The sequence below is a fragment of the Janthinobacterium silvisoli genome, from assembly GCF_014200725.1.
In the GTDB taxonomy this organism is placed as follows: domain Bacteria; phylum Pseudomonadota; class Gammaproteobacteria; order Burkholderiales; family Burkholderiaceae_D; genus Janthinobacterium.
Genome location: NZ_JACHCL010000001.1, coordinates 756,327 through 775,483, shown reverse-complemented (window position 1 = coordinate 775,483; position 19,157 = coordinate 756,327). Strand labels below are relative to the sequence as shown.

Annotated in this window: 21 protein-coding genes; 19 read left to right on the top strand and 2 right to left on the bottom strand. The window is 58.3% G+C overall.

Annotated elements, in window-relative coordinates; translation table 11 throughout:
* The first annotated feature begins 51 nt into the window (after positions 1 to 51).
* Positions 52 to 1,350: an EAL and HDOD domain-containing protein gene (locus tag HDE75_RS03485; protein WP_311735061.1), complete on the top strand. Its 1,299-nt coding sequence runs from the start codon at positions 52 to 54 to the stop codon at positions 1,348 to 1,350.
* Positions 1,351 to 1,364: 14 nt separating this feature from the next.
* Here HDE75_RS03485 and HDE75_RS03480 read toward each other — a convergent pair whose 3' ends face one another.
* Both HDE75_RS03480 and HDE75_RS03475 read right to left on the bottom strand, forming a co-directional pair.
* Entirely contained in the window at positions 1,365 to 2,132 is a 768-nt protein-coding gene (locus tag HDE75_RS03480) for an SAM-dependent methyltransferase (protein ID WP_183676209.1), read from the bottom strand.
* A 34-nt stretch (positions 2,133 to 2,166) separates the two neighbouring features.
* Complete coding sequence (locus HDE75_RS03475) at positions 2,167 to 2,775, bottom strand: Maf-like protein (protein ID WP_183676210.1); 609 nt, start codon at positions 2,773 to 2,775, stop codon at positions 2,167 to 2,169.
* A gap of 233 nt (positions 2,776 to 3,008) precedes the next feature.
* Here HDE75_RS03475 and HDE75_RS03470 point away from each other — a divergent pair, with 233 nt between their 5' ends.
* The 18 genes from HDE75_RS03470 to recO all read left to right on the top strand — a co-directional run bounded on the left by HDE75_RS03470 (position 3,009) and on the right by recO (position 19,125).
* Entirely contained in the window at positions 3,009 to 3,506 is a 498-nt protein-coding gene (locus tag HDE75_RS03470; protein WP_183676211.1) for a YceD family protein, read from the top strand.
* A gap of 189 nt (positions 3,507 to 3,695) precedes the next feature.
* A complete protein-coding gene (rpmF, locus tag HDE75_RS03465) occupies positions 3,696 to 3,878 on the top strand; it encodes a 50S ribosomal protein L32 (protein WP_034749653.1) in 183 nt (60 codons plus the stop codon).
* A 207-nt stretch (positions 3,879 to 4,085) separates the two neighbouring features.
* The gene (gene plsX / locus HDE75_RS03460) at positions 4,086 to 5,153 is read left to right on the top strand and encodes a phosphate acyltransferase PlsX (protein ID WP_183676212.1); all 1,068 of its coding nucleotides are present in this window, start codon (positions 4,086 to 4,088) and stop codon (positions 5,151 to 5,153) included.
* A 13-nt stretch (positions 5,154 to 5,166) separates the two neighbouring features.
* Entirely contained in the window at positions 5,167 to 6,165 is a 999-nt protein-coding gene (locus tag HDE75_RS03455; RefSeq protein ID WP_221291747.1) for a beta-ketoacyl-ACP synthase III, read from the top strand.
* 37 nt (positions 6,166 to 6,202) lie between these two features.
* Positions 6,203 to 7,144: an ACP S-malonyltransferase gene (fabD, locus tag HDE75_RS03450; protein ID WP_183676213.1), complete on the top strand. Its 942-nt coding sequence runs from the start codon at positions 6,203 to 6,205 to the stop codon at positions 7,142 to 7,144.
* 24 nt (positions 7,145 to 7,168) lie between these two features.
* Positions 7,169 to 7,912 carry a 3-oxoacyl-ACP reductase FabG gene (gene fabG, locus HDE75_RS03445; protein ID WP_183676214.1) on the top strand — a complete coding sequence of 248 codons (744 nt, stop codon included), beginning with the start codon at positions 7,169 to 7,171 and terminating at the stop codon, positions 7,910 to 7,912.
* A 178-nt stretch (positions 7,913 to 8,090) separates the two neighbouring features.
* Entirely contained in the window at positions 8,091 to 8,330 is a 240-nt protein-coding gene (gene acpP, locus HDE75_RS03440; protein ID WP_183676215.1) for an acyl carrier protein, read from the top strand.
* A 29-nt stretch (positions 8,331 to 8,359) separates the two neighbouring features.
* Complete coding sequence (fabF, locus tag HDE75_RS03435; RefSeq protein WP_183676216.1) at positions 8,360 to 9,610, top strand: beta-ketoacyl-ACP synthase II; 1,251 nt, start codon at positions 8,360 to 8,362, stop codon at positions 9,608 to 9,610.
* Positions 9,611 to 9,752: 142 nt separating this feature from the next.
* Positions 9,753 to 10,274, top strand: coding sequence for a hypothetical protein (locus HDE75_RS03430; protein ID WP_183676217.1), 522 nt, complete (start codon positions 9,753 to 9,755; stop codon positions 10,272 to 10,274).
* 87 nt (positions 10,275 to 10,361) lie between these two features.
* A complete protein-coding gene (gene rpoE, locus HDE75_RS03425) occupies positions 10,362 to 10,964 on the top strand; it encodes an RNA polymerase sigma factor RpoE (protein WP_311735060.1) in 603 nt (200 codons plus the stop codon).
* Positions 10,965 to 11,055: 91 nt separating this feature from the next.
* A complete protein-coding gene (locus tag HDE75_RS03420; RefSeq protein WP_183676219.1) occupies positions 11,056 to 11,349 on the top strand; it encodes an RseA family anti-sigma factor in 294 nt (97 codons plus the stop codon).
* A gap of 339 nt (positions 11,350 to 11,688) precedes the next feature.
* Complete coding sequence (locus tag HDE75_RS03415) at positions 11,689 to 13,098, top strand: Do family serine endopeptidase (RefSeq protein ID WP_260173656.1); 1,410 nt, start codon at positions 11,689 to 11,691, stop codon at positions 13,096 to 13,098.
* A gap of 54 nt (positions 13,099 to 13,152) precedes the next feature.
* On the top strand, positions 13,153 to 13,416 hold the full coding sequence (locus tag HDE75_RS03410; RefSeq protein ID WP_183676221.1) for a glutaredoxin family protein: 264 nt from the start codon (positions 13,153 to 13,155) through the stop codon (positions 13,414 to 13,416).
* A 299-nt stretch (positions 13,417 to 13,715) separates the two neighbouring features.
* On the top strand, positions 13,716 to 15,509 hold the full coding sequence (gene lepA, locus HDE75_RS03405; protein ID WP_183676222.1) for a translation elongation factor 4: 1,794 nt from the start codon (positions 13,716 to 13,718) through the stop codon (positions 15,507 to 15,509).
* A complete protein-coding gene (lepB, locus tag HDE75_RS03400) occupies positions 15,506 to 16,423 on the top strand; it encodes a signal peptidase I (protein WP_183676223.1) in 918 nt (305 codons plus the stop codon). The genes lepA and lepB overlap by 4 nt, the downstream gene beginning before the upstream one ends.
* Before the next feature lie 87 nt (positions 16,424 to 16,510).
* A complete protein-coding gene (gene rnc / locus HDE75_RS03395; RefSeq protein ID WP_183676224.1) occupies positions 16,511 to 17,344 on the top strand; it encodes a ribonuclease III in 834 nt (277 codons plus the stop codon).
* Position 17,345: 1 nt separating this feature from the next.
* Complete coding sequence (gene era / locus HDE75_RS03390; RefSeq protein ID WP_183676225.1) at positions 17,346 to 18,248, top strand: GTPase Era; 903 nt, start codon at positions 17,346 to 17,348, stop codon at positions 18,246 to 18,248.
* Positions 18,249 to 18,282: 34 nt separating this feature from the next.
* Complete coding sequence (gene recO, locus HDE75_RS03385) at positions 18,283 to 19,125, top strand: DNA repair protein RecO (RefSeq protein WP_183676226.1); 843 nt, start codon at positions 18,283 to 18,285, stop codon at positions 19,123 to 19,125.
* Positions 19,126 to 19,157 lie beyond the last annotated feature (32 nt).

Sequence of the window (19,157 nt, the reverse complement as noted above, 5' to 3'; positions counted from 1 at the left end):
CCTGGCCTTGCCGCAGCCTTCACGCGGCCCTGTCGTGTGGTTGGGCTAGTCATGAACATGCATACTTCGCTGCCATCCCCCATCTCTTCTGTTTCTTCGCTGCACGATTTTTTTCTCGCTCGCCAACCCATTTTGAACCGTGAGCAGCGCCTGGTGGCGTATGAATTGCTGTTCCGCAGCATGGCGCAGGAGCAGGCTGCCGTGGTTGCTGACGACGTGGAAGCCACCGCCACCGTGATCGCCCATGCTGCCGAGCTGGGTATGGAGCAAGTGGTGGGCTTGCAACTGGCGTTTATCAATGTCGATGCCGTGGCGCTGATGAGCGACTTCATCCGTTTCCTGCCGCACCACCGCGTCGTGCTCGAGATACTGGAAACCGTACGCGTGACGCCTGAATTGCTGGCGCGCATCAGCCAATTGCGCCAGGCCGGTTTTCGCTTCGCGCTCGATGACGTGGTGGGGGAGTCGAGTGACGTGCAGCAGTTGCTGCCCCTGATCGACGTCATCAAGGTCGATATTGCCCAGTTGTCCGACGTAGCCTTGGGCGAGTTGGTGCCTACCCTGGCTTTATCGCGCAAAAAATTGCTGGCTGAAAAAGTGGAAACGGTGGTTCAGTTCGAGCAATGCCTGGCATTGGGCTTTGATTTTTTCCAGGGCTATTATTTTGCACGTCCGGTGATCCTTGCTGGCAAGAAAATGTCGCCCTCCGAACTGACTATTTTGCGTTTGCTGGAAATGGTGCAGAGCGACGCCGATAACCGCGATATCGAACGCTGCATCCAGCACGACGCGATGATCAGTCTCAACCTGCTGCGCCTGGTCAATACGCCGGCCGTCAGCGCCGGCGCCCGCATCGATACGCTGGGCCAGGCATTGATGCTGCTGGGGCGGCGCCAACTGCAGCGCTGGCTGCAAATCCTGTTGTACGTCAAGCCGGGCACGTCCGCCCCATTCGCCTCGCCCTTGCTGCAACTGGCCACCACACGCGGCAAGCAGCTGGAATTGATGACGGAAAAGTTGCGGCCCGGCCAGCATCAATACGCCGATATCGGCTTTACGGTGGGCATCATGTCACTGATGGACGCGCTGTTTTCCATGCAGATGAGTGAGGTGGTCAGCAGTGTGCGCGTGCATAGCCGGGTCAGCGATGCGCTGCTGTTCCGGCATGGCGAGCTGGGCCATATGCTGGCGCTGGTGGAGCAGGTGGAGCAGGCCGATGGCGGTCCCGCCACCCGCGCCATGCTCGACGAATTGCATTTGTCGGAAGACGACCTCAATACTATCCAGGTGTCTGCCTATGAGTGGGTCAACAGCTATGTGCAGGATATTTCACTGCACGCCAGCCATTGACCCTTTTAGCCTGATTACTGCCCCAGCAGCAAGAACACCGTGGGTTTCTTGTGGAAGTCAGGTGTCTTGCCTGCTGCCAATTGTTTCTTCCATTGTCCGGCATTCAAAGTCACGATGCTTTCCGTTGCCATGCTCAGGTCGGTAGCGACGCACAGCAGGGTCGATGGTGCGCATTGGGCTACCAGCGCTTCGAGCATGGCGGCGTTGCGGTACGGCGTTTCGATGAACAGTTGGGTTTGCTTTTCCGTCCGCGAGCGGCTTTCCAGCTCCTTGATGCGCTTGGCTCGCAAGGTGGCATCAGTCGGCAGGTAGCCGTTGAAGGCAAAACTCTGGCCATTCAAGCCGCTGGCCATCACCGCCAGCAAGATCGACGACGGCCCCACCAGCGGGCGCACCTTGATGCCGTGCTGATGCGCCAGGCGCACCAGGTCGGCGCCAGGGTCGGCCACGGCCGGCACGCCCGCTTCCGATACCAGTCCCGCATCGCGCCCGGCCAGCAATGGCGCCAGCAAGCCGGCCAGTGCTTGCGCCGGGGTATTGATGTTCAGCTCGGAAATAGTGATTTCCTGCAGCGTTTTCGCCAGTGGATGCTTGACGCCGATCAATTTCAAGAAGGCGCGCGCCGTCTTGGCGTTTTCCGCGACGAAATAATCGAGTTGCGAGGTGATCTGGCGCACCTGCTCGGGAATAATGTGCGCCAGCGCGTCGGCCGCGCCATCGGCCGCGGTGTCGGACAGGCCCAGGTGGTTGGGGATCAGGTACAGGGTGCCGCTAGTGCTCATGATTATTCTTGTCTGAGGTGATGAATTGGTAAAATTAATTGGTGAAAAACGCCACGCCAGCCTTGCGCAGCATGCCGGTGAGGGCGATCAGCGGCAAGCCGGTCAGGGCGGTCGGGTCGGTGCTGTCTATGCGTTCGAGCAAGGCGATACCGAGTCCCTCATTCTTGGCGCTGCCGGCGCAGTCATAGGGCTGCTCGATGCGCAGATAGGCGTCCAGTTCGGCGTCCGGCAAGTCGCGCACGGTGACCAGGGTCTGGATATCTTCCACCTGGACCACCGGCGCGGCTTGGCGGCCATCGAGCAGGCACAGCGCCGTATGGAAAATGGTTTGCCGTCCGCGCATGGTTTGCAGCTGGCGCAGGGCGTTGGCGTGGTTGCCGGGCTTGCCGATTTGTGCGCCATCGAGGGTGGCGACCTGGTCGGAGCCGATCACCAGGCTGCCAGGGAAACGGTCGAGCACGGCTTGCGCCTTGGCCTGGGCCAGGCGCAGGGCGGTGGCGCTGGGGCTTTCGCCGGTCAAGGGCCGTTCATCGAGATCGGGCACGGCCACCTCGAAAGGCAGGCGCAAGCGCGATAATAATTCCTTGCGATAGACGGAGCTCGATGCAAGTATCAAGCGCAATGGGGCAGAAGTTGGTATCATTCGGTGGCTGATGGCGGGCGGTGTTATGTTGCTGGTCCGCGATAGTCGGCGTCATCGGAATTCCAGCGGAGTTCCGGGGCCAAGAGCCGTATAATTGGCTCTTGGCGGCATGACGAAGTTAATCAATACGTTGATAAATATGCCAATAAAAGCATCAAAAAAGATGCTTAGCCTTTGACTCGGCGCTAAAAACCCTGTTATTATCGCAGGTTTTCCGGGGAAATTTTCTACCAATGAATGCTTTTGTGATCGACGCCTTTGATTTTTGTCGTATCAGCGGGAGCCGCGAGGGTGTTACTCCTGTCGCTGAAATGACCCGGTTGACCAAGGATTGTGCAGATACTTCCGGCAGCATCGCCTGGAAGATCGTCGGCGGCACCAGCAAGCTGGGTTACCCGCAGCTGACCTTGTCGGTCAACGGCACCGTTCAGCTGGTATGCCAGCGCTGCCTGACTCCGTATGCGTATGAAATCGCTTCTTCGACTGTTTTGATGCTGGGCAAGGATGACGAGCATGCAGACGAGATCGAAGAAATCATCAATGATGAATCGATCGATGTGATCGTCGGCAGCCGCAGCATGGATGCCATGGCCCTGATCGAAGATGAAGCCTTGCTGGCCCTGCCGCAAGTACCCAAACATGAAGTCTGCCCGAGTACCGGGCAGCTCGACGCTCTCAAGACGGAAAAGAAGTCGCCATTTGCGGCCTTGAAAGACTTGAAACAAGAATAAGTAGTATGTAGAGAACGTGTCAAACGCGTGTAGTAATCGAGTATGGCAATGTGTAGTGAAACGTAGCATGTAATAAACGATGTCGGTAAAGCCTGTTTTAGGATAGTCTTTACCGCTGGGATACTCGATTCGCATGTATTTGCTAATCGATTGTGCTAAAATTTTAGAACTTATGTATTAGGAGTCATCATGGCAGTTCAACAGAACAAGAAAACCCCTTCCAAGCGCGGCATGCACCGTTCGCACGACTTCCTGGTCGCGCCGCAATTGAGCGTCGAGCCAGTTACCGGCGAAACACACATGCGTCACCATATCAGCCCTAACGGCTTTTATCGTGGCCGTAAAGTGCTGAAGACCAAAAACGACGAGTAATCGACGTTTTGTTGGGTAAGATGAAAGCGGTGTTGCGTGGTTATTCGGCGTGGCACCGCTTTTTCTTTTTCTCGGCTGCAATTCATCTTGCACACCGTCATTTTGAATCAAGCTGACTCAGTCTGTGCATGACATTATGCGCCCTGCATATACGCCAGTCCGATTGACATCTTGCCGCAAGCCCGCAGCGGTACTGAATCAAAAAAAATGACAATCAAAATTTCTATCGACTGCATGGGCGGAGATCATGGTCCCTCAGTCACTATCCCCGCAGCAATTTCCTTTGTAAAACACGAGCCTGACGCTGAACTGATCCTGGTGGGATTGGAAGACGTGATCCGTGCCGAACTCAAAAAGCACAAAGCCGAGTCGCATCCGCGCCTGACGGTATTGCATGCAACCGAACAAGTTACCATGGACGATCCGCTCGAAGTGGCCCTGCGCCGCAAGAAGGATTCCTCCATGCGCGTGGCCATCGAGCAGGTCAAGAACGGCGTGGCGCAAGCCTGCGTTTCGGCCGGCAATACCGGCGCCCTGATGGCCGTGTCGCGCTATGTATTGAAAACCATGTCGGGCGTCGACCGCCCGGCCATCTGCAGCATCTTGCCAAATCAAAAGAACGGCCCGACTTACATGCTGGACCTGGGCGCCAACGTCGATTGCGAGCCGCATCATTTGCACCAGTTCGCCATCATGGGTTCGGTGCTGGTGTCGGCCATGGAAGGCATCGCGCGTCCCACGATCGGCTTGCTGAACGTGGGCACGGAAGATATCAAGGGCAATGAAGTGGTGAAACTCACCTCCAAATTGCTGCAAGCCGACCATGAGCGCGGTGCGCTGAACTTCCACGGCAACGTGGAAGGCAATGATATTTTCAAGGGCACCACCGATATCGTCGTCTGCGACGGCTTTGTCGGCAATGTGACCCTGAAAGCCATCGAAGGCCTGGCGCGCTATGTCAAAATGGTGCTGACGTCCGAATTCAAGCGCAATTTTCTCACCATGATCGGCGCCTTCATCGCCAGCAGTGCCTTGAAAGCGATCAGCAACCGCTTGAATCCCTCGCGTTTCAATGGTGCCAGCCTGCTGGGCCTGCGCGGCCTGGTATTCAAAAGCCATGGCGGCGCCGACGCCTATTCGTTTGAATGGGCCTTGCGCCGCGCCTTTGATGCGGCAAAAAATGATGTGCAAGCGCATCTGGCCAGCATGATCGCCGAGCTGATGCCACGCCTGCCAGCATCGGAAGAACCTCAATCAACAAGCTCTACCATTTAGTGGATGGGTACGCATGACTACCTTTAGCAGAATTTACAGCAAAATTATCGGTACCGGCAGCTATCTGCCAGAGAAACGCGTGACGAATCAGGATTTGACCGACCAGCTCGCCGCCAAGGGTATCGAGACCTCGGATGAGTGGATCGTGACGCGTAGCGGAATTTCCGCTCGACACTATGCGGCGCCGTCGCAAAATTCCTCGGACCTGGGTGTGGAAGCGGCCAAGAAGGCCCTGGAAATGGCCGGCATCGATGCCAATGACCTGGACCTGATCATCGTTGCCAGTTCGACGCCGGACTTTTTCGGCAGCTTCCCCAGCACCGCCTGCATCGTGCAAAACAAGCTGGGCATTACCAACAATTGCGCCGCAGTCGACGTGCAAGCCGTATGCAGCGGCTTCGTCTATGCGGTCGCCACCGCCGACAGTTTTATCCAGTCGGGCATGCACAAGAACGTGCTGGTGATCGGCGCCGAAGTGTTTTCGCGCATCCTCAATTTTGAAGACCGCGGCACCTGCGTGCTGTTTGGCGACGGCGCTGGCGCCATCGTTTTGACGGCCTCGACCGAGCCAGGCATCCTGGCCACCAAATTGCATGCCGATGGCCGTCACTCGGATATCCTCAGCGTGCCGGGCAGCCTGGCTGGCGGCGCGCTGGCGGGCAGCGCCTTCCTCTACATGGATGGCCCTGCCGTGTTCAAGCTGGCTGTGTCCGTGCTGGAAAAAGTCGCGCACGAAGCGCTGGCCCACGCCAAGATGACGCAAGACCAGATCGACTGGCTGATCCCGCATCAGGCGAATATCCGCATCATGAACAGCACGGCCAAAAAACTCGGCTTGCCGCCGGAAAAAATGGTCGTCACGGTCGACCAGCATGGCAATACCTCGGCCGCGTCGATCCCGCTGGCGCTGGACCTGGCCGTACGCGATGGCCGCGTGAAAAAAGGCGACAACGTCATGATGGAAGGCGTGGGCGGCGGCTTTACCTGGGGCGCCGTACTGGCAAGAATGTAAGCTGGCAATCAGACAGCAACACTAAAACGGAGTTGAGATGACACAATTTGCATTTGTTTTCCCTGGTCAAGGCTCGCAAGCGATTGCGATGCTCGATGGTTTCGCCGGTAATTCTGTGGTCGCACAGACCGTGGCTGAAGCATCCGACGCCCTGCAATTCGACCTGGGCAAGCTGATCGCCGAAGGTCCGAAAGAAGAGCTGGACCTGACCACCAATACCCAGCCTGTGATGCTGACGGCTGCCGTGGCGTTTTATCGCGCCTGGCTGGCCGCTGGCGGCAAGCTGCCGAGCGTCGTTGCAGGCCATAGCCTCGGTGAATATTCGGCGCTGGTCGCCGCTGGCGTGATCGCCTTCAAGGATGCCGTGCCGCTGGTGCGTTTCCGCGCACAAGCCATGCAGGAAGCCGTGCCGGTCGGCCGGGGCACGATGGCTGTCGTGCTGGGCTTGTCCGACGATGATGTGCGCGCCGTTTGTGCGGAAGCCGCGGCGGAAAACCCGGCCTTGGTGGTCGAGCCCGTCAACTTCAATGCGCCTGCGCAAGTGGTGATCGCCGGCCATACGGCTGCAGTCGAGCGCGCCTGCGAACTGGCCAAGGCCAAGGGCGCCAAGCGCGCCATGAAATTGCCCGTATCGGCGCCATTCCACTCTTCGCTGCTGAAACCCGCTTCGGACCGTTTGCGCGAATACATGGCTGGCTTGACCTTCTCGGCACCGCAGATCGCCCTGATCAATAACGTTGACGTGGCCATCGTCAATGACGTCGATGGCATCAAGGATGCGCTGGTGCGCCAGGCCGCCAGCCCCGTACGCTGGGTAGAAACCATGCAGAAGGTGGCCGCCGATGGCATCACCCAGGTGATCGAGTGTGGTCCGGGCAAGGTCTTGATGGGCTTGGCCAAGCGTATCGATCCGGTGCTGGTGGGCGACGCGATCGTCGACCAGGCGTCGCTGGAACGTATTTTGACGCAGCTCAATTAATACAAATAATTAAGAAGGATACTCATGAATTTAGCAAATCAAGTGGTGCTGGTGACGGGTGCTTCGCGTGGCATCGGCCGCGCCATCGCCACCGAACTGGGCAAGCAGGGCGCCACCGTGGTGGGCACCGCCACTTCCGAGGCGGGCGCGCAGGCGATCACCCAATACCTGGCGGACGCCGGCGTGGCCGGCAAGGGTCTCGTGCTGAACGTGACCGATGCGGCGCGTTGCGTTGCGGTGGTCGACGAAGTGCAAAAGACCTATGGCAGCCTGTCCGTGCTGGTCAACAATGCGGGCATTACGCAAGACCAGCTGGCCATGCGCATGAAGGATGAAGAGTGGGACAGCGTCATCACCACCAACCTGAGCGCCGTTGGCCGCTTGTCGCGCGCCGTGCTGCGGGGGATGATGAAAGCGAAAACTGGGCGTATCATCAATATCACTTCGGTAGTCGCCTCGTCGGGCAATCCGGGCCAGATGAATTACGCGGCAGCCAAGGCTGGCGTGGAAGGCATGAGCCGCGCTCTGGCGCGCGAAATCGGCAGCCGTAACATCACTGTCAATTGCATCGCCCCCGGCTTTATCGACACCGATATGACCAAGGCGCTGAGCGAAGAGCAGCATGCGGCCTTGTTGACGCAAATTCCGCTGTCGCGCCTCGGTAAGCCGGAAGATGTGGCTGCCGCGGTGGCCTTCCTGGCCTCGCCGCAAGCGGCTTATATTACCGGTACAACCCTGCACGTAAATGGCGGGATGTACATGAATTGATGTGAACGGTAGACGCGATGGCCGTTTGTGGCATGATTCAACGGCCGTTTTTGTCTATAATCGCATCTTTTAGCAGCAGCTTCGGTTGAATTAGCAGCAGACACCGAAATTAGTATTCGGACGCGCAAACCTGATAAAATGCGCGCACTTTCCGTAACACACACTTTGGAGCCATAACATGTCGGATATCGAACAACGCGTTAAGAAAATCGTCGCTGAGCAACTGGGCGTTGCAGAAGCAGACATCAAAATCGAATCCTCCTTCGTCGATGACCTCGGCGCTGATTCCCTGGACACCGTGGAACTGGTGATGGCCCTGGAAGACGAATTCGAAATGGAAATCCCTGACGAACAAGCAGAAAAAATCACCACCGTGCAACAGGCGATCGACTACGCCACCAAGCACGTCAAGGCCTAAGCCTGTCTGACCGATTTCAGGAGAATCGCTTGAGCGGATCTAAAAACCGTCGTGTCGTCGTTACCGGCCTGGGCTGTATTTCACCTGTCGGCAATACCATTGCCGACGCGTGGAATGCCATCGTCGAGGGCAAATCCGGTATCGCCACGATCACCAAGTTCGATGCACTGCCATTCAGCACCCACTTTGCCGGTGAAGTCAAAGGTTTCAATATCGAAGACTACATCACCGGCAAGGAAGCCCGCCATATGGATACCTTTATCCATTACGGCATGGCAGCCGGCATCCAGGCGATTCAGGATTCCGGGATCGCCGTCACCGAAGAGAACGCTGATCGTATCGGCGTGATCATCGGTTCCGGCATTGGCGGCTTGCCGCTGATCGAAGAAACCAAGGCTGAATATGACAAGCGCGGCCCACGCCGCATTTCGCCATTTTTCGTGCCAGCCTCGATCATCAACATGATTTCCGGCGACCTGTCGATCAAATACGGCATGCGTGGCCCTAACCTGGCCATCGTCACCGCCTGCACCACCGGTTTGCATTGCATCGGTGCGGCGGCGCGTTTGATCGAATACGGCGATGCCGACGTCATGATCGCTGGCGGTGCGGAATCGACCGTATCGCCACTGGGCCTGGGCGGTTTCGCCTCGGCACGCGCCCTGTCGACCCGCAACGACGATCCGGCAACGGCTTCGCGTCCGTGGGACAAGGACCGTGACGGCTTCGTGCTCGGTGAAGGCGCTGGCGTGATGGTGCTGGAAGAGTATGAGCACGCGGTGGCCCGTGGCGCTACGATCTATGCGGAACTGCACGGTTTCGGGATGAGCGCAGATGCTTATCACATGACCTCGCCGCTGGAAGATGGTAGCGGCGGCAGCAAATCGGTGATCGCGGCATTGAAAAATGCCGGTGTGAACCCGGATCAGGTGAATTACCTGAACGCGCATGGCACCTCGACGCCGCAAGGCGACGTGGCTGAAGTGATGGGCATCAAGCGTACCTTCGGTGACCATGCCAAGAATCTGGTCGTCAATTCGACCAAGTCGATGACGGGCCATTTGCTGGGCGGCGCTGGCGGTCTGGAAGCAGTGTTTACGGTACTGGCAGTACACCATCAGGTGTCGCCTCCTACCATTAATATCTTCAACCAGGATCCGGCTTGCGATCTCGATTTCTGTGCCAACACGGCACGTGAAATGAAGATCGATTACGCAGTGAAGAATTCGTTCGGCTTCGGCGGAACGAATGGCTCGCTGGTCTTCGGCAGAGCGAAATAAGCCTACGCCAAGTCTGAACTTTTTAGCGCTCATCATGGTCAAACCTTGGTGAGCGCTGATTCGCTGCCTACATTCGTTGGCGGTTGAATTTGCCCGACATAGTGTCGGCGCGCCTGATGTTTTCCCTTTTTAAGTTATTGAAATGTCCATTGCTGTCTCGGCTGTCATTCGCACGCCTGTTGGTTTGCGCGTGTTGCAAGCTTGCCTGGGTAGTTGTGCGCTGCTGGCAGCCGGGCCTTTATCGCGTCTGTGGCCCCTTGAGCATGTACCGGGCCTCGACGGGGCCTATGCATTGGGTTGGCCTGCAGCCGTGCTCAGCGCATGTGGCGGCCTGTTTTTGCTGGCTTTGTCGTGCCGGCGTACAAAGCCGCAGACGCTTGATATTTCGCCGGTTGGCCAGATCCGCCTGGCGGTATATCTGGAGCATGGCGCCGGTCTTGATGATCGCGGCGGCATAGCCGGGCAGGAGCGGGGGCAGGCGCGATCAGTGCAGTATCTGCTGCCCGCATCCACCTTATGGCCAGGCTGGCTGTTGTTGCGCTTGGGTAATGAAGAGGGGCAGGTGGTCAGCGTACTGGTACGGCGGGGTGCGCGTTCCTGTCCCGCGTTTCGCACGCTCGCTGTTGCCTGCCGCGCCATCGCGGCGCGGGGGAGGGAGAAATAAAAGTGGGGCGAACACTGAACTTCTTGCAGCGGGCCAACTCTATATCCATATCATTGTCCGCGTTGCATGCTACCAGGGGCATCGGGCGTGAGGACAGAGCGTGAGAGTGACCAATTGCTGGTCGAGCGGGTGCAAGCCGGTGACAAGCGTGCATTTGATGTGTTGGTATCGAAGTATCAGCGTCGGCTGATGCGTCTTGTGTCGCGCCTGGTGCATGATCCGGCGGAGGCTGAAGATGTTGTGCAGGAAACATTTATCAAGGCTTATCGGGCGCTGCGGCATTTTCGTGGCGACGCCGCTTTTTATACCTGGCTGTACCGGATTGGTATCAATACAGCCAAGAATTATCTCGTCACCCAGGGGCGGCGTACGCCCACGTCGAGCGATGCCGATGCTGAACAGGCCGAGTCCTTCGATGATGGTCATCGATTGCGCGATAACAATACGCCGGAATCTGTCCTGGCCAGCAAGCAGATTGCCGCCACTGTCAATGCGGCCATGGATGTGCTGCCAATCGAGCTGCGTACCGCCATCGTGCTGCGCGAAATTGAGGGGCTGAGTTACGAAGAGATATCGGAGATCATGGCTTGTCCCATTGGTACTGTACGCAGCCGGATTTTTCGCGCGCGGGAAGTGATTGCGGAAAAATTGAAACCTTTGTTGGACATGCCGATTGACAAGCGCTGGTAATTTGATGAGTATGGGAAACGGTATTGTCGCGCTCGGCTTCCGCACCGATCTTCGCTTCCGTAGCTATCTTCTTGACATGGCAGGGTCTCTCATGGACACGCACGCACGATTGCACGAGAACATTTCAGCGCTGGCCGATGGCGAACTGGCGGCCAGCGAACTCGAACTGGCTTTCGCCGCCCTCGATACGCCAGCGGGCAGGCAGGCCTGGGATGCTTATCAGCATATCGGCCATGCCTTGCGCTCGGTGCAAAGCGATGGCGAGCTCAGTGCTGGCTTTGATGCGCGCCTGGCCAGCCGCCTGGCCCGCGAAGCGGCCCATGATGCCGAAGCGGGGCAGGTCTCCACCGCGCCGCTGGAGGCAGGCTCCCTGCCGCAGCGCTAAGCCCGGCTAGCGCGCTTGGCTCCTGAACCACAGCTTACGCCGGGCTTAATGCCTGCTGCTCCCTCTTGACACCTGCCTCCTGCACGATTGACACTAGGAGCAGGCAATATCTTGCTTATACGATATATTGTTGTATGGTTTGCCACGTGCAAGCACGCCTGCCTGGCCGCCTGGTCTTATGGCAAGGGAAGTGCAATTGCAGGCAAGAGCTTGATCCGATTCAACATTCGAAAAGATGATCCCATGAAAAAACATATTTGTGCAGACAGAAAAACGTTTTCAGTCAAGACGCTTTCCGCCTTGTGCCTGGCGTCGGCTGGTGTCTTTTTCGCGCCTGCCATGCTAGGCCTCGCCCCACAGGCGGCCGCCGCCGTGCCGGCCGTGAATCTGCCTGATTTTGCCAACCTGGTCGATGCCGTTGGCCCAGCTGTTGTGAATATCCGCACCACCGAGCGCCTGAAAATGGGCACGCCTGGCGCTGGTGGCCAGGATGAGCAGGAAATGCAGGAATTCCTGCGCCGCTTCTTTGGTGGCGCCATGCCGGTGCCTGCCCCAGCGCCACGCCAGCAAGCGCCGCGCGGCCGCCGTGCCGCGCCGCAAGAGCAGGAAGTGCAGCGTGGCGTCGGCTCCGGTTTCATCATCTCGGCCGATGGTTACGTGCTCAGCAATGCGCATGTGGTCGATGGCGCCGATGAGGTGTATGTCACCCTGACGGACAAGCGCGAGTTCAAGGCCAAGGTGGTCGGTGCCGATGCGCGCACCGACGTGGCGCTGCTGAAGATCGAGGGCAGCAAGCTGCCCGTGGTGGCCATCGGCGACTCGGACAAGATCCGCGTGGGCGAGTGGGTGATCGCCATCGGTTCGCCGTTTAATCTGGAAAATACGGTCACGGCCGGCATCATTTCCGCCAAGTCGCGCGATACGGGCGACTATTTGCCGCTGATCCAGAGCGATGTCGCCGTCAATCCCGGCAATTCAGGTGGCCCGATGATCAATATGCGCGGCGAGGTGATCGGTATCAACTCGCAGATCGCTACCTTGTCCGGCGCGTATAACGGTATTTCCTTTGCCGTGCCCATCGATGAAGCCATGCGCGTGGGCGAGCAACTGAAAAAGACGGGCAAGGTGGTGCGCGGCCGTATCGGTGTGCAGATTGGCGAGGTGAGCAAGGAAGTGGCGGACTCGCTGGGCTTGCCGAACGCCAAGGGCGCGCAAGTGTCGATGGTGGAGCCGGGCGGCCCTGCCGACAAGGCTGGCATCAAGCCGGGCGATATCATCGTGAAATTCAATGGCGCCACCGTCGACCGTTCGTCCGACCTGCCGCGCCTGGTGGGCGGCACGCCTGTCAACAGCAAGGCCACCATCAGTGTCTGGCGCAAGGGTGTGCAGCAGGATGTCAGCGTGACGGTGGTCGAGCTGGAAGGCGACAAGACGGCCGGCAAGGGCGCCAAGGAGCCGGCAGCGCCAGTCAGCAATGCCCTGGGCTTGACGGTCAGCGACCTGACCGCTGCCAAGAAGCAGGAGCTGAAGATCGATTCTGGTGTGCAGGTAGATGATACCGATGGCGCAGCAGCCCAGGCTGGTCTTCAGGCTGGCGACGTGATTTTGCAACTGAACAATGTGGCGGTGAAAGACGCCAAGCAGTTCAATGCGCTGGTCGCCAAGCTCGATCCGAAGAAGCAGGCGGCCGTGCTGGTACGCCGCGGCGACACGGCGCAGTTTGTCCCATTGAAGCCGGCTGCGAAGTAACGCTGATATCACCCCGCATCCTGGCCCTGGCCAGGATGCATCATTCCTTTCCCCATGCATTTCACCCTCTATTCCCGCAGTTATTGTCACCTATGCCAGGAGATGCTGGACGCCTTGTTCTTGCTGCAAAGGCCGGGGCAGCCTTTCACCGTCGAGGTGATCGATATCGATACATCACCTGATCCCAGCCTGCTGGCCCGTTTCGATGAGCTGGTGCCGGTGCTGTTTGGCGACCTTGCTCAGCCTGAGCTCTGCCATTATTTTCTCGATGTTCCTGCTGTGCAGCGCTATCTGGAGAACGCTAAAACAACTGCCTGACATCGTTATGCACCATTTTGGTGCTGAAAATAGGCAATTTGCATCGTTGCCCCAGCGGCAAGCGCTTAAAGACGGGCTTTCTACTCTGAAATCCGGTAAAATGGGGTGGTCGAAAAAGCTCCTGTCCGAGGCAGCAGCTTCTGTCGCTTCAAAAGCGCTCGCCTGGGCATGCAGATGTCCTGCTCGGAGCGCTTTTTTCATCATGAGTGGGGCGCCCGGTTTTGGCCCTGATTGGCCCGAGCATGATCCCCTTGATTCCTGTTAAAGCAGTGTCGTCAACTTCGCACTTATATTAGTTAATGAACAACATACGCAATTTCTCCATCATCGCCCATATTGACCACGGTAAATCGACCCTGGCTGACCGCATCATTCAATTGTGCGGCGGCTTGTCCGACCGCGAGATGGAAGCGCAAGTGCTCGATTCGATGGATCTGGAGCGCGAGCGCGGCATTACCATCAAGGCGCAAACGGCGGCCCTGCATTACAAGGCCCGCGATGGCCAGATCTATAACCTGAACCTGATCGATACGCCGGGCCACGTCGACTTCAGCTATGAAGTGTCGCGCTCGCTGTCCGCCTGCGAAGGCGCGCTGCTGGTAGTCGATGCCTCGCAAGGCGTGGAAGCGCAAACCGTGGCCAACTGCTACACGGCGCTGGACCTGGGCGTGGAAGTGGTGCCCGTACTGAACAAGATCGACTTGCCGAACGCCGATCCTCCGAACGCGATTGCCGAAATCGAAGACGTCATCGGCATCGACGCGGCCGACGCCGTGCACTGCTCGGCCAAGACCGGCCTGGGCGTGCAAGACGTGCTGGAATCCCTGATCGCCAAGGTGCCGCCACCGAAGGGCGATCCGGATGCGCCGCTGCAAGCGCTGATCGTCGACTCTTGGTATGACCCGTATGTTGGCGTGGTCATGCTGGTACGCGTGGTCAACGGCACACTGAAACCAAAAGACAAGATCCGCCTGATGGCCACCGATTCGGTGCAACTGGTGGAAGACATCGGCGTGTTTTCGCCCCGTTCGCAATCCTTGCCGCAATTGTCGGCAGGCCAGGTGGGCTTCATCATCGCCGGCATCAAGGAATTGAAAGCGGCGAAAGTGGGCGATACCGTCACCCTGGCCAACCGCTCTGCCGCTGAGCCATTGCCGGGCTTCAAGGAAGTGCAGCCGCAAGTGTTTGCCGGCCTGTTCCCGGTGGAAGCGAACCAGTACGACGCACTGCGCGATTCGCTGGAAAAACTGAAACTGAACGACGCCGCGCTGATGTACGAGCCGGAAGTGTCGCAGGCGCTGGGCTTCGGCTTCCGCTGCGGCTTCCTGGGTTTGCTGCACATGGAAATCGTGCAGGAACGCCTGGAGCGCGAATTCGATATGGACCTGATCACCACGGCGCCGACCGTGGTGTATGAAGTGATCCAGCGCGACGGTACCCTGATCAACGTCGACAATCCATCGAAGATGCCGGACCCGTCGCGTATCGAAGAAGTGCGCGAGCCCATCGTCACCGTCAATCTGTACATGCCGCAGGAATATGTCGGTTCCGTGATCACCCTGTGTATCGCCAAGCGCGGTATCCAGCTCGACATGAGCTACCACGGCCGCCAGGTCAAGCTGGTGTATGAAATGCCGATGGCCGAGATCGTGCTGGACTTCTTCGACCGCCTGAAATCGACCTCGCGTGGTTACGCCTCGATGGATTACGAGTTCAAGGAATACCGCGCGGCCGACGTGGTCAAGGTCGACATGTTGATCAACAGCGAAAAAGTCGATGCGCTGGCCATCATCGTCCACCGTTCGAACAGCCAGTACCGTGGCCGCCAGGTGGCTGCCAAGATGCGTGAACTGATTCCGCGCCAGATGTTCGACGTGGCTATCCAGGCGACCATCGGCGCCAACATCATTTCGCGCGAAAACGTGAAGGCCTTGCGCAAGAACGTGCTGGCCAAGTGTTATGGCGGCGATATCAGCCGTAAGAAGAAATTGTTGGAAAAACAAAAAGCGGGTAAGAAGCGCATGAAACAAGTGGGTTCCGTCGAGATCCCGCAAGAAGCATTCCTGGCAATTTTACAAGTGGACGATAAATGAACCTGCAAGTGATCTTAGGAAATTTCGCTTTAATCCTGTTCGTACTGATGGTGCTGACGGGCCTGGTCTGGTGCCTGGATGTGTTTTATCTGTCCAAACAGCGCCGCCAGGCGGCCGATCGTGCCCTGGCTGATTTCGATGCGCGCCAGTCCAAGCTGTCGGCCGAAGGCATCAAGGCCGATGCCGGCGGCAGCCGTGCTGCCATCGAGGCGGCGCTGTTGCGCCAGCCGACCTGGGTCGAGTATTCGGGCAGCTTTTTTCCTGTCATCGCGCTGGTCTTTTGCCTGCGCTCGTTCTTGTACGAGCCCTTCAAGATTCCATCGTCGTCGATGGTGCCGACCTTGCTGGTAGGCGACCTGATCCTGGTGAACAAGTTCACCTACGGTATCCGTTTACCTATCGTCAATAAGCGCATCATTGAAGTGAACGATCCGCAGCGCGGCGATGTCATGGTCTTCAAGTATCCGAAAGATATGACGCAGGATTACATCAAGCGCGTGATCGGCGTGCCTGGTGATAAGATCACTTATGAAAATAAACGCCTGACGGTGAATGGCAAAGCTGTGGAATATACGGCGCTCGACGACTACCTCGACGACGAAAGCACGGTTTATCACAAGCAGCTGAAAGAAAACCTGACGGGCGTGAGTCACCGCATCCTCAACGATGATCCGGCGCCGACCCTGAACTTGAGTGAAGTCAAGGATTTCCCGCACAAGGAAGCCTGCGACTATAACGAAGACGGTTTTACCTGCGTTGTACCGCCAGGTAATTACTTCATGATGGGCGATAACCGCGACAATAGCGCGGACAGCCGTTACTGGGGTTTCGTGCCGAACGAGAACATCGTCGGCAAGGCTTTCCTGGTATGGATGAATTTCAGTAATCCGAAACGCGTCGGCGGCATTCATTAAGTTAGTTGAACATGTAGTACCCATGGCTGCCGTGCCGCATCACCGCGCGGCAGCCAGTCGAATTAATCAGATGATACAGAAACAACAATGAATCTTCAGTTATTGCAAACCCGTTTAGGCTATACGTTCCAGGATGCTGGCCTGTTGCAGCAAGCCTTGACGCATCGTAGCCACAGCAGTTTGCATAACGAGCGGCTGGAATTTCTCGGCGACTCCATCCTGAACTGCGTGGTCGCTTCCATCCTGTACGAGCGCTTCAAGGCGATCGACGAGGGCGATCTGTCGCGCCTGCGCGCCAACCTGGTGAAACAGCAATCGCTGTATGAAATCGCGCAAAAGCTGGAATTGTCGCAATTTTTGCGCCTGGGCGAAGGCGAGCTGAAGTCGGGCGGTTTCCGCCGTCCTTCGATTCTGGCCGACACGCTGGAAGCCTTGCTGGGCGCCATCTTCCTCGATACGGGTTTTGATGCGGCGCGCGACGTGATCCGCGCTTTCTACATCCCCATCCTTGATACGGTCGATCCGCAAACCCTGGGCAAGGATGCCAAGACCCTGCTGCAGGAATTTCTGCAAAGCAAAAAAATCTCGCTGCCACAATACAATGTGGTGGCTACCCACGGCGCCGCCCACAGCCAGGAATTCGAGATCGAATGCCTGGTGCCAAAATTGAATATCCAGGTCTACGGCCGTGGCGGAAGCCGCCGCGCCGGTGAGCAAGCCGCCGCCAAACTGGCGCTGGACGTGGCCGAGCAGGCACTGCTGAAGTCGCCTGCCGCCAGCCGCAAGCCCAAACCGCGCGCCGCCCAGCTCAAGCTGGCCGGCATTGCCACCATCCAGAGCGATGACGGCGCCACTGCTGCCGCCTCTGCTGCGCCAGCTGCGCCCGCCGTTGCCGCTCACACTAAACAGAATCGACACTAGCATGACAGCCACTTTAATGCCCGACAACTTCCGCTGTGGCTATATCGCCATCGTGGGCCGCCCCAACGTGGGTAAATCGACCTTGATGAACGTGCTGATCGGCGCGAAGGTCAGCATCACTTCGCGCAAGGCGCAAACCACGCGCCACCGCATCACCGGCATCCAGACCTTGCCCGACGCCCAGTTCATCTACGTCGATACGCCAGGTTTCCAGACCCGCCATTCGAACGCGCTGAACAAGACGCTTAACAAAACCGTCACCAATACCCTGATTTCCTCGGACCTGATCCTGTACGTGATCGAGGCGGGCACGTTTGGCCCGGCCGACCAGCAAGTGATGGATTTGCTGCCGAAGGAAGTGCCGTGCATCCTGGTCATCAATAAATCGGACCGGGTCAAGGACAAGGCCGTGCTGCTGCCGTTCGCACAAAAAGTGGCCGCCATGCGCGACTTCGCCGCCATCGTGCCCGTCTCGGCCAAGCTGCACTTCCAGCTGGAAGGCTTGCAGAATGAAATCAAGCGCTTCCTGCCAGAGAATCAACCGATCTTCGGGCCGGACGACATCACCGACCGCAGCGAAAAATTCCTCGCCTCGGAAATCGTGCGCGAAAAACTGTTCCGCTTTGTCGGCGACGAACTGCCTTACACCAGCACCGTGCTGATCGAGAAATTCGAGCAGGAAGGCGATCTGCGCCGCGTGTTTGCCGCCATCCTGGTCGAGCGCGATACGCACAAGTCCATGATCATCGGCAACAAAGGCGCGCGCCTGAAGGAAGTGTCCACCCAGGCTCGCCTGGATATGGAAAAACTGTTCGGCGGCCCCGTGTACCTGGAAATCTGGGTCAAGGTCAAATCGGGCTGGGCCGACAACGAGGCGGGCTTGCGCGCCTACGGCTACGAGTAATCTGCACACCGGGGGCGACGCCAGACGCATGAGCATGAGCACCACCACGCCAGCGCTGCCTGACTCCGCGCCAGCCCTGGTCGTCACACCCGTGCCGGAGGCCAATACGCCACCGGCCACACTTTCTGCACCTGCTGCGCCCCGGCGCAGCCGTCCGCCCCAGCGCGACGGCAAGGTCAACGGCCAGCCAGCCTTCGTGCTGCATAGCTATCCCCATAAAGAAACCAGCCTCATCGTCGACGTATTTACGCGCGACTATGGCCGTATCGCGCTCGTTGCCAAGGGCGCCAAGCGGCCCCATTCGCAGTTGCGCGGCGTGCTGCAAACGTTCCAGCCGCTGCAGGCGGGCTGGACAGGCAAGTCCGAGCTGCGCATCCTGACGGGCGCCGAGTGGGTCGGTGGTATGTTGCCGCTGGAAAAGACGGCCTTGCTGTGCGGTTTTTACCTCAATGAATTGCTGGTCAAATTGCTGGCCCGCGATGACGCCCACCCCGTCCTGTTCGACCACTACGTTGCCACCTTGAATCAACTGGCGCACAATGAGCCGGCACCCATCGTGCTGCGCAAGTTCGAGCGCGCCCTGCTCAAGGAAACGGGCGTGGCGGCCGACTTGACGCGCTGCACCGGCACGCGCCAGGCTGTCGATGCAGGGCAGGTGTATGTGGTCGACCCGGAGCGGGGACCGCGTCCCGCACGGGCAAGCGACGCCTGGCCTAAAATCACGGGCAAGACCTTGCTCGACATGGAGAGCGAAGATTATGGCGATGCCGCCACGCAGGCGCAAAGCAAGTTGCTGATGCGCTTTTTGCTGGCCCATCAACTGGGTGGCGCGACCTTGAATACGCGCCAGATACTGATCGATTTAATGCAGCTGTAGTGGCTGAAGCTACGGCATTTTTACGGATACCA

What these genes read in the sequence shown, in the direction of transcription:
- HDE75_RS03485 (WP_311735061.1), top strand. Translation starts at nt 52, where the DNA reads ATGAACATGCATACTTCGCTGCCATCCCCCATCTCTTCTGTTTCTTCG.
- HDE75_RS03480 (WP_183676209.1), bottom strand. Translation starts at nt 2,132, where the DNA reads ATGAGCACTAGCGGCACCCTGTACCTGATCCCCAACCACCTGGGCCTG.
- HDE75_RS03475 (WP_183676210.1), bottom strand. Translation starts at nt 2,775, where the DNA reads ATGATACCAACTTCTGCCCCATTGCGCTTGATACTTGCATCGAGCTCC.
- HDE75_RS03470 (WP_183676211.1), top strand. Translation starts at nt 3,009, where the DNA reads ATGAATGCTTTTGTGATCGACGCCTTTGATTTTTGTCGTATCAGCGGG.
- rpmF (WP_034749653.1), top strand. Translation starts at nt 3,696, where the DNA reads ATGGCAGTTCAACAGAACAAGAAAACCCCTTCCAAGCGCGGCATGCAC.
- plsX (WP_183676212.1), top strand. Translation starts at nt 4,086, where the DNA reads ATGACAATCAAAATTTCTATCGACTGCATGGGCGGAGATCATGGTCCC.
- HDE75_RS03455 (WP_221291747.1), top strand. Translation starts at nt 5,167, where the DNA reads ATGACTACCTTTAGCAGAATTTACAGCAAAATTATCGGTACCGGCAGC.
- fabD (WP_183676213.1), top strand. Translation starts at nt 6,203, where the DNA reads ATGACACAATTTGCATTTGTTTTCCCTGGTCAAGGCTCGCAAGCGATT.
- fabG (WP_183676214.1), top strand. Translation starts at nt 7,169, where the DNA reads ATGAATTTAGCAAATCAAGTGGTGCTGGTGACGGGTGCTTCGCGTGGC.
- acpP (WP_183676215.1), top strand. Translation starts at nt 8,091, where the DNA reads ATGTCGGATATCGAACAACGCGTTAAGAAAATCGTCGCTGAGCAACTG.
- HDE75_RS03430 (WP_183676217.1), top strand. Translation starts at nt 9,753, where the DNA reads ATGTCCATTGCTGTCTCGGCTGTCATTCGCACGCCTGTTGGTTTGCGC.
- HDE75_RS03420 (WP_183676219.1), top strand. Translation starts at nt 11,056, where the DNA reads ATGGACACGCACGCACGATTGCACGAGAACATTTCAGCGCTGGCCGAT.
- HDE75_RS03415 (WP_260173656.1), top strand. Translation starts at nt 11,689, where the DNA reads ATGCTAGGCCTCGCCCCACAGGCGGCCGCCGCCGTGCCGGCCGTGAAT.
- HDE75_RS03410 (WP_183676221.1), top strand. Translation starts at nt 13,153, where the DNA reads ATGCATTTCACCCTCTATTCCCGCAGTTATTGTCACCTATGCCAGGAG.
- lepA (WP_183676222.1), top strand. Translation starts at nt 13,716, where the DNA reads ATGAACAACATACGCAATTTCTCCATCATCGCCCATATTGACCACGGT.
- lepB (WP_183676223.1), top strand. Translation starts at nt 15,506, where the DNA reads ATGAACCTGCAAGTGATCTTAGGAAATTTCGCTTTAATCCTGTTCGTA.
- rnc (WP_183676224.1), top strand. Translation starts at nt 16,511, where the DNA reads ATGAATCTTCAGTTATTGCAAACCCGTTTAGGCTATACGTTCCAGGAT.
- era (WP_183676225.1), top strand. Translation starts at nt 17,346, where the DNA reads ATGACAGCCACTTTAATGCCCGACAACTTCCGCTGTGGCTATATCGCC.
- recO (WP_183676226.1), top strand. Translation starts at nt 18,283, where the DNA reads ATGAGCACCACCACGCCAGCGCTGCCTGACTCCGCGCCAGCCCTGGTC.